At 67.6% G+C, this 15,141-nt stretch carries 15 protein-coding genes; 6 read left to right on the top strand and 9 right to left on the bottom strand.

The features are described from left to right. Positions 1 to 10: 10 nt before the first annotated feature. Together tgt and BST13_RS16620 are read left to right on the top strand one after the other, a co-directional pair. On the top strand, positions 11 to 1,243 hold the full coding sequence (tgt, locus tag BST13_RS16625) for a tRNA guanosine(34) transglycosylase Tgt (protein WP_083165124.1): 1,233 nt from the start codon (positions 11 to 13) through the stop codon (positions 1,241 to 1,243). A 34-nt stretch (positions 1,244 to 1,277) separates the two neighbouring features. Next, the gene (locus tag BST13_RS16620; protein ID WP_083165123.1) at positions 1,278 to 2,489 is read left to right on the top strand and encodes a cytochrome P450; all 1,212 of its coding nucleotides are present in this window, start codon (positions 1,278 to 1,280) and stop codon (positions 2,487 to 2,489) included. On the opposite strand, the gene BST13_RS16615 is transcribed toward BST13_RS16620, so the two are convergent. Beyond that, a complete protein-coding gene (locus BST13_RS16615; RefSeq protein WP_245839665.1) occupies positions 2,392 to 3,702 on the bottom strand; it encodes an MFS transporter in 1,311 nt (436 codons plus the stop codon). The genes BST13_RS16620 and BST13_RS16615 overlap by 98 nt on opposite strands. Positions 3,703 to 3,799: 97 nt before the next feature. Between BST13_RS16615 and BST13_RS16610 the strand changes: the two genes are divergently transcribed. Next, positions 3,800 to 5,170: an aldehyde dehydrogenase family protein gene (locus BST13_RS16610; RefSeq protein WP_245839663.1), complete on the top strand. Its 1,371-nt coding sequence runs from the start codon at positions 3,800 to 3,802 to the stop codon at positions 5,168 to 5,170. Here BST13_RS16610 and BST13_RS16605 read toward each other — a convergent pair. The 4 genes from BST13_RS16605 to BST13_RS16590 are packed head-to-tail and all read right to left on the bottom strand — an operon-like array spanning position 5,157 to position 8,692. Next, complete coding sequence (locus BST13_RS16605; RefSeq protein ID WP_083165122.1) at positions 5,157 to 5,912, bottom strand: amino acid ABC transporter ATP-binding protein; 756 nt, start codon at positions 5,910 to 5,912, stop codon at positions 5,157 to 5,159. The genes BST13_RS16610 and BST13_RS16605 overlap by 14 nt on opposite strands. Beyond that, positions 5,909 to 7,369 carry an ABC transporter permease subunit gene (locus tag BST13_RS16600; RefSeq protein WP_083165121.1) on the bottom strand — a complete coding sequence of 487 codons (1,461 nt, stop codon included), beginning with the start codon at positions 7,367 to 7,369 and terminating at the stop codon, positions 5,909 to 5,911. The genes BST13_RS16605 and BST13_RS16600 overlap by 4 nt, the downstream gene beginning before the upstream one ends. Before the next feature lie 59 nt (positions 7,370 to 7,428). After that, positions 7,429 to 8,310: a tRNA glutamyl-Q(34) synthetase GluQRS gene (gene gluQRS, locus BST13_RS16595; protein ID WP_083165120.1), complete on the bottom strand. Its 882-nt coding sequence runs from the start codon at positions 8,308 to 8,310 to the stop codon at positions 7,429 to 7,431. Positions 8,311 to 8,323: 13 nt separating this feature from the next. Beyond that, positions 8,324 to 8,692 (bottom strand): hypothetical protein, encoded by a 369-nt coding sequence (locus tag BST13_RS16590; RefSeq protein WP_083165119.1) that lies wholly within the window; start codon positions 8,690 to 8,692, stop codon positions 8,324 to 8,326. A gap of 55 nt (positions 8,693 to 8,747) precedes the next feature. Between BST13_RS16590 and BST13_RS16585 the strand changes: the two genes are divergently transcribed. Continuing rightward, positions 8,748 to 9,257 (top strand): carboxylesterase family protein, encoded by a 510-nt coding sequence (locus BST13_RS16585; protein ID WP_083165118.1) that lies wholly within the window; start codon positions 8,748 to 8,750, stop codon positions 9,255 to 9,257. Between the two features lie 38 nt (positions 9,258 to 9,295). Here the strand turns inward: BST13_RS16585 and BST13_RS16580 are convergent, their stop codons facing one another. After that, positions 9,296 to 10,369: an ATP-dependent DNA ligase gene (locus BST13_RS16580; protein ID WP_170064295.1), complete on the bottom strand. Its 1,074-nt coding sequence runs from the start codon at positions 10,367 to 10,369 to the stop codon at positions 9,296 to 9,298. 47 nt (positions 10,370 to 10,416) lie between these two features. Here BST13_RS16580 and BST13_RS16575 point away from each other — a divergent pair, with 47 nt between their 5' ends. Both BST13_RS16575 and ligD read left to right on the top strand, forming a co-directional pair. Further along, positions 10,417 to 11,529, top strand: a complete 1,113-nt coding sequence (locus BST13_RS16575; protein WP_083165117.1) for an ATP-dependent DNA ligase — start codon at positions 10,417 to 10,419, stop codon at positions 11,527 to 11,529. Then, positions 11,529 to 12,575: a non-homologous end-joining DNA ligase gene (ligD, locus tag BST13_RS16570; protein WP_083165116.1), complete on the top strand. Its 1,047-nt coding sequence runs from the start codon at positions 11,529 to 11,531 to the stop codon at positions 12,573 to 12,575. The genes BST13_RS16575 and ligD overlap by 1 nt, the downstream gene beginning before the upstream one ends. A 10-nt stretch (positions 12,576 to 12,585) precedes the next feature. On the opposite strand, the gene BST13_RS16565 is transcribed toward ligD, so the two are convergent. The 3 genes from BST13_RS16565 to BST13_RS16555 form a co-directional block, all read right to left on the bottom strand. Further along, positions 12,586 to 13,155: a TetR/AcrR family transcriptional regulator gene (locus tag BST13_RS16565; protein ID WP_083165115.1), complete on the bottom strand. Its 570-nt coding sequence runs from the start codon at positions 13,153 to 13,155 to the stop codon at positions 12,586 to 12,588. 82 nt (positions 13,156 to 13,237) lie between these two features. Then, positions 13,238 to 13,732, bottom strand: a complete 495-nt coding sequence (locus BST13_RS16560; RefSeq protein WP_083165114.1) for a GreA/GreB family elongation factor — start codon at positions 13,730 to 13,732, stop codon at positions 13,238 to 13,240. A 104-nt stretch (positions 13,733 to 13,836) separates the two neighbouring features. Then, positions 13,837 to 15,087 (bottom strand): NAD(P)/FAD-dependent oxidoreductase, encoded by a 1,251-nt coding sequence (locus BST13_RS16555; RefSeq protein WP_083165161.1) that lies wholly within the window; start codon positions 15,085 to 15,087, stop codon positions 13,837 to 13,839. Positions 15,088 to 15,141 lie beyond the last annotated feature (54 nt).

Genomic DNA, 15,141 nt, shown 5'->3' with positions numbered 1-15,141 from the left:
AATACCTGCTGTGGGCGAGCCGTACTTCACCGTCGAAGCCGAGCTGCCCGGCCGCCTCGGTCGGGTGGGGGTGATCCACACCCCGCACGGGGACATCCGCACCCCGGCGTTCATCGCCGTCGGCACTGCGGCCACGGTCAAGTCGGTACTGCCCGAGACAATGAAACAGCTTGGTGCACAAGCCATCCTGGCCAACGCCTACCATCTGTACCTGCAGCCCGGTCCGGAGATCGTCGCCGAGGCAGGCGGGCTCGGCGCCTTCATGAACTGGCCCGGCCCCACCTTCACCGACAGCGGTGGCTTCCAGGTGATGTCGCTGGGGGTCGGGTTCAAGAAGGTGCTGGCGATGGACACGTCGCGGCTGCAGACCGACGACATCATCGCCAAGGGCAAGGAACGGCTCGCGGTGGTCGACGAGGACGGCGTGACGTTCCGGTCGCATCTGGACGGCTCGAAACACCGGTTCACCCCTGAGGTCTCGATCGGTATCCAGCACCAACTCGGCGCCGACATCATCTTCGCGTTCGACGAGCTGACCACGCTCGTCAACACCCGTGGCTACCAGGAACGTTCGGTGCAGCGTACCCACGAGTGGGCGGTGCGATGCCTGGCAGAACATCAACGGCTGCAGTCCTCGACGCCCGAGCGACCGCGGCAGGCGCTGTTCGGAGTGGTCCAGGGTGCGCAGTACGAAGACCTGCGCAGGCAGGCCGCGAGTGGGTTGGCCGGGATCCGCACTGCGGACGGTCACGGCTTCGACGGCTACGGCATCGGCGGGGCGCTGGAGAAACAGAACCTGGCGACCATCGTCGGCTGGGTCAGCAGTGAACTGCCCGCAGACAAGCCGCGGCACCTGCTGGGGATCAGTGAACCCGACGACCTGTTCGACGCGGTCGCGGCCGGAGCAGACACCTTCGACTGCGTATCGCCGTCGCGCGTGGCACGCAACGCGGCGGTGTACTCGGCGACCGGCCGGTTCAACATCACCGGCGCACGGTACAAACGGGACTTCACGCCGATCGACGCGGAATGCGACTGCTACACGTGTGCCAACTACTCGCGCGCGTACATCCGGCACCTGTTCAAGGCCAAGGAGATGCTGTCGGCAACGCTGTGCACGATCCACAACGAGCGGTTCGTGATCCGGCTGGTCGACCAGATCCGGGCGGCGATCGTCGCCGGCGAGTTCGACGAGCTGCGGGCGCACGTGTTGGGGCGGTACTACGGGGCGCCCGTACGTTGACCTGCCGCTTCTTCAACGCGTGCACAATAAGTAGATGACGACCGTCGCCGAAGGTCTGCTCCTCGAGCTGCTCGACCCGGCCAACCGGGCCGACCCGTATCCGACGTACCGGCGGATCCGCGAGCGCGGCGCATTGCAGCTGCCCGAGTCCCATGTCGCGGTGTTCTCCACCTTCGCCGAGTGCGATGCGGTGCTGCGGCATCCGTCCTCGTGCAGCGATCGGATGAAATCGACTCTGGCGCAACGCCACATGGCCGAACACGATGCCGAGCCCCGCGGCGCGACCAGCTTCCTGTTCCTCGACGCGCCCGACCACACGCGGCTGCGCGGCCTGGTCAGCAAGGCGTTCGTGCCCAAGGTGATCAACGCGCTCGAACCCGACATTCGCACTCTGGTGGACGGGTTGCTCGACACGGTCTCCGACGGCTCCTTCGACGCCATCGCCGGGCTGGCCTACCCGCTGCCGGTCGCGGTGATCTGCCGGCTGCTGGGCGTGCCGATCGAGGACGAGCCCAAGTTTCGCGACGCCTCCGCGCTGCTGGCCCAGGCCCTCGACCCCTTCATGGCGATGACGGGTGAGGTGTCCGAGCTGTTCGACCAGCAGATGGCGGCAGGCAGATGGCTCGCGGACTACCTTCGTGACCTGATCGCGCAGCGTCGGCGTCGCCCAGGGGACGATCTGATGTCGGCGCTGATCCAGGTGGAGGAATCCGGTGACCAGCTCACCGAGGACGAGATCGTCGCCACCTGCGATCTGCTGCTCATCGCCGGACACGAGACCACGGTGAACCTCATCGCCAACGCGATCCTGGCGATGCTGCGCCACCCGCAGCAGTGGACGGCCCTGGGCAGCGACCCCGGCCGGGTGTCGAGCGTGATCGAGGAGACCATGCGCTACGACCCGCCCGTGCAACTGGTCTCGCGAATTGCGGGGGCAGACATGACAATCGGCGACATAGACGTTCCCAAGGGCGACACCATGCTGCTGTTGGTCGCCGCGGCACACCGCGACGCGGCCGTGTTCGACCGCGCCGACGAATTCGATCCGGATCGAGGGGCCATCCGCCATCTCGGGTTCGGCAAGGGACCGCACTTCTGCCTCGGTGCACCGCTGGCCCGACTGGAGGCCTCGGTGGCGTTGTCGGCGATCACCGCGCGTTTTCCGCAGGCTCATCTGGCAGCGGATCCGGTGTACAAGGCGAACCTGACCCTGCGCGGAATGTCCACCCTGTTCGTCGCTCCCTGATCTCGCCGAGCGCGCGTGTCTGCTCCCCGCCACGCCGTGTTTCGTCGGCAGTTCGCGCACGGTCGGCGGTGAGCAGCATCGCGACTACGATCGCCGCGGCGGTGACGGCTGCGGCTGCCGGCCAGCCCAGCCACCCGACGGCCGCTGCTCCGAAGGCGGTGCCCAGGCTGCCGCCCACGAAGTACACCACTATGTAGGCGCTGTTGAACCGTGCCGGCGCGGCGGGATCGATGGCCAGAACCGTGCTCTGATTGGCCACTTGCGCGGCGAACAAGCCGGCGTCGAAGACAGCGAGACCGATGAGCGTGGCCACCGGATGTGCAAGGCACCCGGCCAGCGCGACTGCGCCGGTCGCGGCCACGCCCAGACCGAACCTCATGACTCGTCGTGCGCCGGCACGGTCAGTCCACACACCTGCGACGCGGGTGGCGACAATGCCCAGTAGACCGGCGAGGGCGTATAGGCCGATCCGCTCGGGTGAGTAGGAGTAGGGCGGCTGCGCCAGCGCGACCGCGAGGCCGGCCCACACCGCGCAGAACGCGAAGAACCACAGTGCTCCCCGCACCGCAGCGATGCGCAACGTCGGGTATCGCAGGTACAGGCCGGGCAGTCCGCGGAGCGTCTCGAGGTAGCCGTCCGTGGCCGAACCCGCTGCGGCGGGCACGACCCGTAACGCGACGAGTGCGGCGACGACGCATGCGCCTGCGAACACGAGCAAGCCGCCGCGCCAGCCCGCCACGTCCGTCAGCCATCCGCCGGCGATTCGGCCACCGATGATCCCGGCCGAGATACCTGCCGTCACAATTCCCAGCGCGGTTGCCCGACCGCTTTCGGGGACGAACCGCGCGGTTGCCGAGCTCAACTGCGCGCCGACGGTCGAACAGGCACCGATCCCACCGATGGTAAGTCCCAGCAGCCACAGCGTGCCCGCGGCCGCGTTGGCTGCCAATGCCACGGCCAGCGCGGCGAACTGTGCGGCAACAACGTGATTCGGTGGAAATCGGTCGACCAGCGGTACCAGCATCGCCAGCCCGATCAGGTATCCGACTGGACCGCACGCCAGTGCGATACCGACCTGGGCAACCGAGATGCCAAGACTGTCAGCGACATCCGATATCGCCGGTTGGAGCGGGTAGCTGGCGGCAGTGCCGAGGGCGGCGGCAATCACCATGAACCACAATGTGATTCGATGCATGTCTGGCTGCGGTGTCATGCCCGTGACGTTATGGGCACCCACATCGAGGTGCTGGCGGAAATCCGACCACGCAGTGCGGTGCGTGTAGGTACGCCCGACGTGGGTACCCGAAGGTGTGCCTCAGACACCTGAACTGACGATTCACAACCCACGCACCGGCGACCTGGTAGGCCGCGTGCCCATCGCCGGCCCCGCCGAATGCGGTGTGGCCATCGAGCGAGCCCGTGCTGCGGCGAAAAGTTGGTCCCGGACCCAGGCCACGGACCGGGCCGCGGCGCTGCGCGCGGCCGCCGAGGCGCTCCGCGCGGCAGCCGAAGAACTCGCCGAACTCAACGTCCGTGAGACCGGCAAGTTACGGCAGGACGCCATGGGCGGCATCGAAGCGGGGGCCGGGACACTGGCACAGTACGCCGAACTCGGCCCGCTGCATGGTGGCCGCACGCTGCAGGGCAACTGGTCGGCCACCGACCTGATGATCCCGGAACCCCGTGGAGTGGTGGCCGTGCTGACGCCCTGGAACGACCCGGTCGCGGTGGCCGCCGGGTTGTTGGGCGCCGCGCTGGTGACCGGCAACACCGTCGTGCACAAACCGAGCGAGCGCTGCCCGCGAACCGGCCGCAGGTTCGCCGAGCTGCTGGCCGAACACCTGCCCGACGGCGTGCTGCAGATCGTCGACGGCGACGGCACCGTCGGGGCCCGACTCGCAGGCGATGACCGCGTCGACGTAGTGGCGCACGTCGGCAGCAGCGTGACCGGCCGCGCCATCGCCCAGTCATGTGCCCAGCGGGGCGCCAAGGCGCTGCTGGAAAACGGCGGCAACGATGCGCTGATCGTCGACGCGGGAGTGGATCCGACGTGGGCGGCGCAACAGGCCGCGCTCGGCGCCTTCGCCAACGCCGGACAGATCTGTGTGTCGGTCGAGCGCATTTTCGCCGTGGCGTCGGTAGCCGACGAATTCACCCGGGCACTGGTGCGCGAGGCACACGCGTGGGCCGACCGCATCGGCCCCGTCGTCGACGAGCGACAACGGGCCCAGGTGCACCAGCAGGTTGCTGACGCCGTCAAATGCGGCGCGCGGGTGCTGATCGGGGGACAACCGGGTGATGGGCCCGGAACATTCTATCCACCAACCGTTTTGAGTGACTGCACCCAGGATATGGCGGTGTTCTCCGAGGAGACTTTCGGGCCGGTCGCTCCGGTCCGAGCCGTGCCCGATTTCGGCACCGCTCTGCTGGAGGCCGCTGACGACCGCTATGGGTTGGCCGCCACTGTGCTGACGACCCACATGGCCCACGCCCAGGAGGCGTGGCGCGCGCTGCCGGTGGGCACCGTCAAGATCAACGACGTGTTCGGCGGTGCGCCCGGTGGCGCGTCCCAGCCCCGCCGGGCCAGCGGCAGTGGCTTCGGGTTCGGACCCGAGCTGCTCGACGAGATGACGGCGGTGAAGGTGGTGCACCTGGCGCCGCCCCCGGCTACAGCGGGTTGAGGATCCGCTGCAAGAACTGCCGGGTGCGTTCCTCCTTCGGATCACCGATCACCGCCGCGGGCGGCCCTTGCTCAAGGATCACGCCGCCGTCGGTGAACAGCACCTGATCGGAAACCTGCCTGGCGAACTGGATTTCGTGGGTGACGATGACCAGGGTCCAGCCCTCGACGGCGAGATCGCGGATGACCGAGAGCACTTCGCCGACCAGTTCGGGGTCCAGCGCCGAGGTCGGCTCGTCGAACAACACCACCTTGGGCTTGAGGGCCAGCGCCCGGGCGATCCCGACCCGCTGCTGCTGGCCGCCGGAGAGTTGATACGGGTACTGGTCGCGCTTGTCGGCCAGGCCCACCTGGCTGAGCAGTTCGGCGGCCTCGGCCTCCACCTCGTCGCGTGGCCGCTTCTGTGCCACCAACGGGCCTTCAGTGATGTTCTGCAGCACGGTCTTGTGCGGAAACAGGTTGTGCGACTGGAAGACGAAACCGCTCTGCGCTCGGTATTGCCGCAGCTGGTCCTTGGGCACGGGGTTGGCGAAGTCCAGTTCGACGTCACCGACCTTGATCACGCCCGCATCCGGCACGTCGAGCGCATTGAGCGCCCGCAGCAGCGTGGTCTTGCCCGAGCCCGACGGGCCGATGATAGTCGTCGCGCTGCCGCGCGCCACCGTGAACGACAGTCCTTTGAGGACTTCGTTGTCGCCGAACGCTTTTCGGACGCCTTGGGCAGTGATCCGATCCTCGGTCATCGCGCCACGTACCTTTCCAGTCGGTGTTCCAGGCGACTCTGGCCGAACGACAGCACCAGGCAGATCACCCAGTAGTACACCGCCGCCGTGCCGTAGAGCGCGAAGAACTCGAACGTCGGGGCGGCGATGATCTGCGCTTGCCGCAGCAGCTCGGTGACCAGGATCGTCGATGCCAGCGATGTGTCTTTGACCAGCGAGATCAACGTATTCGACAGCGGCGGCACCGCAACCCTGGCCGCCTGCGGCAGGATGATGCGCCGCAGCGTACCGACGTAGCTCAGCCCGATGGTCTCGGCGGCCTCCCACTGGCCCTTGGGGATGCTCTGGATCGCCGATCGGATGATCTCCGCCGCGTAGCCACCGACGTTGAGGGAGAACGCGATCACCGCGGCGGGGAACGGGTCGATCTTCACCCCGAACTCCGGCAGGGCGAAGAACACGATGAACAACTGCACCAGCAACGGGGTTCCGCGGATGATCGAGATGTAGAACCGGGCGACGTTGCTGAGCACCACATTCGACGACAGCCGGGCCAAGGCCACCGCCAGGGCGATCACCAATCCGATGGCGAAGCTGATGACGGTCAGCGGAATCGTCTTGGTGATGGCCGCTTTCGCCAGCGGCCACAGATTGTCGGCGATGAGCTGCCAGGTGGACCGCGGTGTCTTCGGTCCCTCGCCGGCCTGCGGCCCGCCGGATGCGTTGGCCTTGAGGTACTTCTGCGAGATGGAGGCCAACGTTCCGTCGGCGCGCAGCTCGTCGAGTGCCTTGTTCAGCTCGGGTAGCAGGCCGCTGTTCTTGCCCGCGGCGAAGCCCTGTTCGCTCTTCTCGCCGACGGTGCCCGCGATCCGGACCGACTTGTCATTGGTTTCGGCCAGATAGGCATAGACCGCGATGCTGTCGTTGACGACGACGTCGACCCGGCCCTGGTTGAGCAGCGCGATGGCTTGCGTGAAACCTTCGACCGTCTCGACCCGCGCGCCGGCTTTGCGGGCCACGTCCGACCAGTTGCTGGTGGCGTTCTCGGCAGCCACCTTGCCCTTGAGATCGGCCAGCGAGTTGATCGACTGGTTGTCGGCGCGCGTGACGATGACGCCTTCACCGACCGAATACGGTTCGGAGAGGTCATACTTCGCCTGGCGCTCGGGATTGATGGTGACCTCGTTGGCCACCACGTCGAATCGGTTGGCCTCCAGCGCGGCGAACATCGAATCCCATGGGGTTTCCACGAATTCGGCCTTGACGCCGATCTTGTCGGCCACCGCACGGGCCACGTCGACGTCGTATCCGGTGAGTTGGCCGGTGACCGGATCGTGGTAACTGAAGGGGCTGTACACGCCTTCGGTGCCGACCCGTAGCACCCCGGCGGCCTTCAACGGATCGGTGGTGTTGTTTGCCGAAGGTCCGCACGCCGCCGTCAGCAGCGCAAGGATCAGCAGCAGCCCGAACAGCGGCATTCGAAGATAGCGCACTGCCGGAAGCTAACAGGAACAGCCGCCGCGGCGAAGGGTTCTGCTCAGTTGGCTCGATATATCCACGGATGTCGCGGCAGCCGTGCCGGGTCGAACTCGGCCAGCATGCCGTCCACGGTCGTGGCGGTGTATCCCAGAGACGTGCTGATCTCGGCCAGGGCCCGGTCGACGCCGATCTCGCCGAGCGTCACGGCGCCGTCGCGTTTGGCCAGTCGGGCCCCGTCCTCGTTGAGCACCAGCGGCACATGGGCATACGTGGGCTCGGGGTAGCCCAGCAGCCGGGCCAGATAAGCCTGCCGCGGCGAAGAACTCAGCAGGTCGTCGCCGCGCACCACCTGGTCGATACCGGTTGCTGCGTCGTCGACCACCACGGAGAGGTTGTATGCCGTGACCCCGTCACCGCGGCGCACGACGAAATCGTCGACGATGCCGGTGTAAGAGCCGTGCACGAGATCGGTGACAGTCCCGACGAACGTGTCGGTGCGCAGCCGCAATGCCGGTGGACGGCCGGTTTCGGCTCGGCGCTGGGCACGCTCGTCGTCGGTCAGATCGCGACAGGTGCCGGGGTAGGCGCCCTGCGGTGCATGCGGCGCCTGCGGTGCCTGGGCGATATCCTTTCTGCTGCAATAGCATTCGTAGAGTCGGCCGTCGCCGCGCAACTGTTCGATGACCGCGTCGTACCGCTCGCGGTGCCCCGTCTGCCATTCCACCGGGCCATCCCACGTCAGTCCGATGGCCGCCAGATCGTCGACCTGACGGTTCCCGATCTCGCTGAACGTGCGGTCGTCGAGATCCTCCACCCGCAGCAGGAACCGGCGTCCCGTCGACCGCGCGAACAACCACGCCAGCACTGCGGTACGCAGATTGCCGATATGCAGATCGGCCGACGGGCTCGGTGCAAACCGTCCGGCGGGGGCGAGGCTCACGCCCGCAATCTAGCTAACGACGGTCCCAGGGCGGCGCTTCGCCCATCTTCTTGTAGTACTTCGCGAGGTGGCTCTTCACGCGGTCGACGTCGTCCTCCGGGATGTCGATGCCGCCCCGCGCGCCGTCCATGATGCCGCCTGCGGCCATCACACCCCGCGGTACGGCTTCGAGCTTGCCGCCGACCACGTCGGCGATCAGCAGCTTGTAGGCGGTGAAGTTGTCCTTGGCGTCCTTGTCGTACCAGACGTGCGCGTCGCGGTATTTCGCGTTGGGTTCGTCCTGCGCGTCGGCCCACTTGCGGACCCGTTTGTCGGCGGCGTCGCCGTCCCATTCGCGGTCCCGGTCGGCCAGCGGCAGATCCTGAAATGCTGTCACAGACATGCTGGTGGCATGCCCGATGACCGAGGGCGGTAAACGGGGTCGCTAGCGTCGGAGCATGACGCAGCGACGCATCAGCGGTGGAGCGATCTGGGTCGAGGAACACGACGGCATCGTGCGGGCCCGCGGCATTCCGTACGGCCGCGCGGCGCGGTTTCAGCCTGCGCAGCCGGCGGCGTGGTCGGGGGTGCACGACGCCACCCGGTCGGGGTCGGCGTGCCCGCAGCGGCCGTCACGGCTGGCGTGGGTGACCGGGGCGGTGCTCGACGGGCTGTCGACGAGCGAAGACTGCCTGGTCGTCACCGTGACCGCACCCGCAGACGCCGACGGTCTGCCGGTGATGGTGTGGTTGCACGGCGGCGCATATATCGCGGGCAGCGGCGAATCAGCCAAGTACGACGCAGGCCTGGTCCGACGCGCAGATGCTGGGCCCGGCGCGGGTGATCGACGAGGCGCTGGGGCGCGAACTACGCACCCGCTGGGCCCAGTTCGCGCATCACGGCGTCGAATCCCTGCCCGCCGGGCCGCTGGTGTTCGGTTAGCTCGGGCGCACCCTCCGCGATTGTGAATCCTCTGCGAGATTCAGCGCACTTTTTCGCACCAGCGTCACACTCGCGGGGCGCGGAGCCCCGGCACGATGTCGCTCAGCTCGAAGGTCACCGGCTGATCCAGCTGCGCATACGTGCAGGAACGCGGATCCCGGTCGGGCCGCCACCGGTTGAACTGCGCGGTGTGCCGGAATCGCTCGCCCTCCATGTGGTCATAGCGCACCTCGACCACCCGCTCGAGCCGCAGCGGCACGAACGACAGATCCTTGCCCGCGTTCCAGCGCGAACCCCCGTAGCGGCGCAGCGCGTCTGCATCCACGTGCGCGGCCCAGTTCCACGGGTGTCCCTCGAACTCGGTGACCAGAGGCTGCAATTCGGCGAACAGCTCACGGCGTTTGGCCATCGGGAAGGCGCCGATGACGCCGACCGACGCCAGCGAGCCGTCGTCGTCATACAGGCCGAGCAGCAGGGAGCCGATCGCGTCGGGCCCGGACTTGTGCAGGCGATAGCCCGCAACGACGCAGTCGGCGGTGCGCTGGTGCTTGACCTTGAACATCACCCGCTTGTCCGGTTGGTAGGTGAGGTCGAGCGGTTTGGCGACCACGCCGTCCAGTCCGGCGCCCTCGAACTCGGCGAACCACTGTTGCGCGGTCGTCAGGTTTGTGGTGGCCGGGGTGAGGTGGATCGACGGCCCGCAATCGGCAAGGGCATCGACCAGGGCCGCGCGGCGCTCGGCGAACGGGCGCCCGGTGTAGTCCTCGTCGCCGAGCGCGAGCAGATCGAAGGCGATGAAGTGTGCCGGGGTCTGCTCGGCCAGCAGGCGCACGCGGCTCGCGGCCGGGTGCAACCGCAGCTGCAGGGCTTCGAAGTCCAGGCCGTTGTCGGTGGGGAGGACGATCTCCCCGTCGATCACGCAGCGCTGCGGCAGTTCCGCCTTCGCGGCCGCGACCAGTTCGGGAAAATACCGGGTGAGCGGGCGTTCGTTGCGGCTGCCCCATTCGACTTCGTCGCCGTCGCGGAAGCAGATCGACCGGAAGCCGTCCCACTTCGGCTCGTACGACATGCCTGCGGGAATCTCGGCCAGCGATTTCGAGAGCATCGGGGAGACCGGCGGCATGACGGGCAGCTGCATCGCTCCATTGTCGATGACATTGCCCGGGTTCCCGGGTCTACGTGAGTATGGAACCTGTGGACCTACCTGTCGCGCCGCCGCTGGAACCCATGTTGGCCAAGGCTCTGGTGAAAGTGCCCGATGACGCCGGGGTGTGGTCGTATGAGCCCAAGTGGGACGGCTTCCGGGCGCTGGTTTTTCGTGACGGCGACGACGTGTTGCTGCAGTCGCGGAGCGGCAAAGACCTCGGCCGGTACTTTCCCGAGCTGCTCGACGCGCTGCGCGACGAACTCGTCGACCGCTGCGTTCTGGACGGCGAAGTGGTGGTTCCGCGGGAGATTCGTGCGGACGCGAGGGGCACAACGTCACCAAGCCGGACCCGCCTCGACTGGGAGTCGTTGTCGCAGCGCATCCACCCGGCCGAATCCCGGATCCGCATGCTCGCCGAACAGACGCCGGCACACTTCATCGGGTTCGACGCGCTCGCGACGGGCGAGAAGTCCTTGCTGGACGAGCCGTTCCGGATCCGGCGTCAAGCCCTCGTCGACGCGATCCATGAGACAAAGTGGTGTCACGTCACCCGAACCACCGAGGACTCGGAGTTGGGTACCGAGTGGCTCAAGACCTTCGAGGGGGCGGGGCTCGACGGCGTGATCGCCAAGCGGCTCGACGGGCCGTACCTGCCGGGCAAGCGGGAGATGGTGAAGGTCAAACACCACCGCGACGCCGACTGCGTGGCCATCGGCTATCGCATCCACAAGAGCGGTGAAGGCGTCGGGTCGATCCTGCTTGGCTTGTACCGCGACGACGGCGAGCTCCAAATGGTCGGCGGCGCAGCATCGTTCACCGCGAAAGACCGGGTGAAACTGCTGGCCGACCTGGAACCGCTGCGCGAGGGCGACGAAGTGCGAGAAGGTGATCCGAGCCGGTGGAGCTCGGCGGCCGACAAGCGCTGGATCCCGGTACGTCCCGAGAAGGTGTGTGAGGTGGCGTACGACCAGATGGAGGGAAACGGCATGCACGGAGCCGGGCTGCCGGCGACATCAGGCTACGGCCAGAGGTTTCGGCACGCGGTGAAGTTCCTTCGGTGGCGGCCCGATCGGGAACCGTCGAGTTGCACGTTCGACCAGCTCGACGTACCGCTGAACTACGACCTCTACGACGTCCTGGAGAAAAGCTGATGGCAACGCCTGCAACGGAACTCGACGTCGACGGGATCAAGGTCCGGTTCACCAACCCGGACAAGGTGTACTACCCGAAGCTGGGCAAGGACGGCACCAAGGGCAAGCTGATGGACTACTACCTGTCCGTCGCCGACCGCATGGTGACCCTGCTGAAAGACCGCCCGACGCATCTGCAGCGGTTTCCCGACGGCATCGATGGTGAGGAGATCTACCAGAAGCGGGTGCCGCAGAAGCATCCCGATTATCTGCAGACATGCCGCGTCACCTTCCCGTCGGGCCGCACCGCCGACGCGCTCAAGGTGACCCATCCGGCGGCCATCGCGTGGGCCGCGCAGATGGGCACCATCACGTTGCACCCGTGGCAGGTCCGGTGCCCGGACACCGAGCATCCCGATGAGCTGCGCATCGATCTGGACCCGCAACCCGGCACCGGCTTCAAAGAAGCCAGGACCATCGCGTGCGATGTGCTCAAGCCGCTGCTCGACGAACTGGGTCTGGTCGGCTACCCGAAAACCTCCGGTGGCCGTGGCGTGCACATCTTCCTGCGGATCAAGACCGACTGGGATTTCATCGAGGTCCGCCGGGCCGGGATCGCGTTGGCGCGCGAGGTGGAACGCCGCGCACCCGACGCGGTGACCACGTCGTGGTGGAAGGAAGAGCGGGGCGAGCGGCTGTTCATCGACTACAACCAGAACGCGCGCGACCGCACCTTCGCGTCCGCCTACTCGGCCCGCAAGACCCCGATCGCGACCGTGTCCACCCCGCTGAGCTGGGCCGAGCTGCGCGACGCCGACCCCGACGACTACATCATCGCCACCGTGCCGGGTTTCCTTGCCGGACGCGATGATCCGTGGGCCGGGATCGACGACGACAAGCAATCCCTGCAACCTTTGCTGGATTTGGTCGCCGCGGACGAGGAGCGTGGCCTCGGAGATCTGCCGTACCCGCCCAGCTACCCCAAGATGCCGGGGGAGCCGCCACGGGTGCAGCCGAGCAAGAAGGTCGCTGCCCACTGGGACGAAGACGGCAACCGGCGCGAGTAGAAGCCGCGGCCTACTTCTTCAACATCAGGTCCAGGAACCGTTCCTGGCGATCGGAATCGGTGAGCTGTGTGGTCGAGTCGACGAGGTGCAGCATGCCGATGCCCGCCGCGAACGTCGACTCGGCGCGCAGCTGCGCTTCCTCGGGGCTGAACCCGTAATCCTGGTATGCCTTGGCCACCGCGAGCAGTACCCGCAGGTCGGCGGCCCGCACATTGGCCGCGGCCACCTCGTCGGAACGCGCCCACTCCCGCATGGCCCGCTCCAACGTCCAGTGCTGGGGGCTGAGAAGCGCCGACATCATCTTCGACAACCGCTCGCGCGGCGGCAGGCTTTCCAGTTCGGCCAGCGAGCGGCGGTCGTTCTCCAGAAACGTGTTCCAGGACGCCACCAGCGCCGCGCGGTAGCCGTCCATGTCGGTGAAGTGCCAGTAGAAGCTGCCGCGCGTCGCACCGACCTGTTGGCAGAGGCGCTCGATCTTCAGTGCCCGCATCCCGTCGGTGGCCAGCAGGGCGTAGCCGGCCTGCAGCCAGTCGTCGGCGGTCAAGGTGCCGGGTGTGCCGCCCTTGCGTGCACCTGCCATGGCAATCAGGTTATGCCGCGGCTCGTTCGGTCATGTGCACAACCGGCTATTGAAGTGCCGGCTCAGGGCTTCCGCCCTTTCCTCAAGCGCGGCGGCGCAAGGCGGTGACTCCGCGGTAGGTGGTGACGGGCTGGTGCAGCCCGTACGGAACCGCCGAGACGAGTGTGACCGGAATCTTGTCGCCGCTGGGAACCGAGTAACTGCGGCGCTCGCCCGGGCGGGCCCCGAGGATCGCGCTGCCGAGCGGGGACTGCACCGAATATACTTCCAGCTCACCGTATTCCGCGCCGCGGACGCCGAGCAGGAACTCCTCGGTGTCCCCGTCGTCGTAACGCACGGTCAACACCATGCCCGGTTCCGCCACGCCGTCGTCCGGCGGATCCTCCCCGACGACGCAGTTGAGTAGCAGATCGTGGATGTGCTGGATGCGGGCCTGACGGGCGCGCTGGACGGCGACGCTGTTCTCGTCGGAATCGCTGGCTGCTTCGGTCGCGATCAGTTCGCGCAGCGTGGCAAGCTCCTGCTGCAGGCGGTCGTGGGCCTGCGGTGACATCCAAACACGTTGACTCGTAGTCATTTTGGTTCCTCCTGGTGGTGAAGGGTGTTTGTCGTCAGGGGCGGGACAGGGCACCGCCCCTGACGACGCGGTGGCCCACAGCGGGGCCGCGACGTGCTGAATTCCTAACGGAGCGGGTTGAATTCGCGTAGCGCTTCGGGCTGCTTGCCGGTGGTGATGTACTCGGCCAGCAGTCGGCCGGTGACGGGACCGTGCGCCAGTCCCCACATTCCGTGGCCGCCTGCGACGAAGAGTCCGTGTGCCACCTCGCCGATCAACGGGCGGCCGTCGGGGGTGACCGGGCGACCGCCGACCCACACGTCGGTGCGTTCGGCCCAGTGCACACCGTCGAGCAGCGGTGCGGCCGAGGCGACGATGGCCTCCACACGGGCAGGCTGCAGTGGATCGTCGGGGGAACGGAATTCCATCGTTCCGGCGACCCGCAGCGCACCCTGGTATGGCGTACACGCCACCCGGACGTCCGGCAGGTACATGGGACCCGGAACCGGGCGGTCCACCGGCACGGTGAACGAGTAGCCGCGGCCGGCCCGCACCGGGGTCCGGACCCGCCGGCCGGCCAGCCGGGACAGCCACGCGCCGGTGGCGATCACCGCGGCATCGGTGGTCAGGTCCGTGTCGCGCAGCTTGACCCGAATGCGGCTGCCCGCGGGTTGCACGTCCGTGACCTCGGCGATGCGGATGGCTCCGCCGCGGGCGACCACGGATTCGGCCAGGGCATGCACGAACCGGCCGGGGTCCACGAAGCGCTGGCCTTCGACGCTGATGCCCGTGGTGATCGCCGCAGACGCGAGCGGCACGTTCTCGCGCAGCGTCTCGCCGGAGAGTCGATTGATGGTCACGGTCTGGCCGACGGCGGCGAGGCCCCGCAGCTCAGCCAGCAGATGCTCGGCCTGATGCGGCGATTCGAACAGCGCGGTGATGGGTCCGTCGGTCGTTGGGGCATCCACGCCGTTGCTGGTCAGGACGTCGTAGGCCTCGATGCACTCCGCGTTGAACGGCACGTTCGCCCGTGCGACCCGACTCCACGAGGAGCGGCGGCAGTTGGCGGCGAACCGCAGCAGGAACGACCACAGTCGCGGATCGGCCGTCAGCGGGATGTGCAGCGGCGCGGTCGGGTTGGCCAGCGAACGCAGCCCGTAGCGCAGCACCCCCGGATCGTTGAGCGGGATGGTCAGCGTCGGCGACACCCAGCCGGCGTTGCCCCAGGATGCGCCCGCGGCCACCCCGGTGCGGTCCACCACGGTCACGTCGACGCCGCGCTCCTGCAGGAACCATGCGGTCGACAGACCGACGATCCCGGCACCCACGACGACGGCGGAACGTGGACCGCCGTCAATCCGTTCGACGCCGACCATGCCGCCACCTCCGCGATCGAGATTCACACTGACATCACCCATGGTGAGGTCGGC

The organism is Mycobacterium aquaticum (genome assembly GCF_002086485.1).
In the GTDB taxonomy this organism is placed as follows: domain Bacteria; phylum Actinomycetota; class Actinomycetes; order Mycobacteriales; family Mycobacteriaceae; genus Mycobacterium; species Mycobacterium aquaticum.
The sequence above is the reverse complement of the archived record's forward strand: the minus strand, read 5'-3'. Positions and strand labels throughout refer to the sequence as shown.

What these genes read in the sequence shown, in the direction of transcription:
- BST13_RS16555 (WP_083165161.1), bottom strand. Translation starts at nt 15,087, where the DNA reads ATGGTCGGCGTCGAACGGATTGACGGCGGTCCACGTTCCGCCGTCGTC.
- ligD (WP_083165116.1), top strand. Translation starts at nt 11,529, where the DNA reads ATGGCAACGCCTGCAACGGAACTCGACGTCGACGGGATCAAGGTCCGG.
- BST13_RS16565 (WP_083165115.1), bottom strand. Translation starts at nt 13,155, where the DNA reads ATGGCAGGTGCACGCAAGGGCGGCACACCCGGCACCTTGACCGCCGAC.
- BST13_RS16605 (WP_083165122.1), bottom strand. Translation starts at nt 5,912, where the DNA reads ATGACCGAGGATCGGATCACTGCCCAAGGCGTCCGAAAAGCGTTCGGC.
- BST13_RS16615 (WP_245839665.1), bottom strand. Translation starts at nt 3,702, where the DNA reads ATGACACCGCAGCCAGACATGCATCGAATCACATTGTGGTTCATGGTG.
- BST13_RS16575 (WP_083165117.1), top strand. Translation starts at nt 10,417, where the DNA reads ATGGAACCTGTGGACCTACCTGTCGCGCCGCCGCTGGAACCCATGTTG.
- BST13_RS16590 (WP_083165119.1), bottom strand. Translation starts at nt 8,692, where the DNA reads ATGTCTGTGACAGCATTTCAGGATCTGCCGCTGGCCGACCGGGACCGC.
- BST13_RS16585 (WP_083165118.1), top strand. Translation starts at nt 8,748, where the DNA reads ATGACGCAGCGACGCATCAGCGGTGGAGCGATCTGGGTCGAGGAACAC.
- BST13_RS16580 (WP_170064295.1), bottom strand. Translation starts at nt 10,369, where the DNA reads ATGCAGCTGCCCGTCATGCCGCCGGTCTCCCCGATGCTCTCGAAATCG.
- BST13_RS16560 (WP_083165114.1), bottom strand. Translation starts at nt 13,732, where the DNA reads ATGACTACGAGTCAACGTGTTTGGATGTCACCGCAGGCCCACGACCGC.
- BST13_RS16620 (WP_083165123.1), top strand. Translation starts at nt 1,278, where the DNA reads ATGACGACCGTCGCCGAAGGTCTGCTCCTCGAGCTGCTCGACCCGGCC.
- BST13_RS16600 (WP_083165121.1), bottom strand. Translation starts at nt 7,369, where the DNA reads ATGCCGCTGTTCGGGCTGCTGCTGATCCTTGCGCTGCTGACGGCGGCG.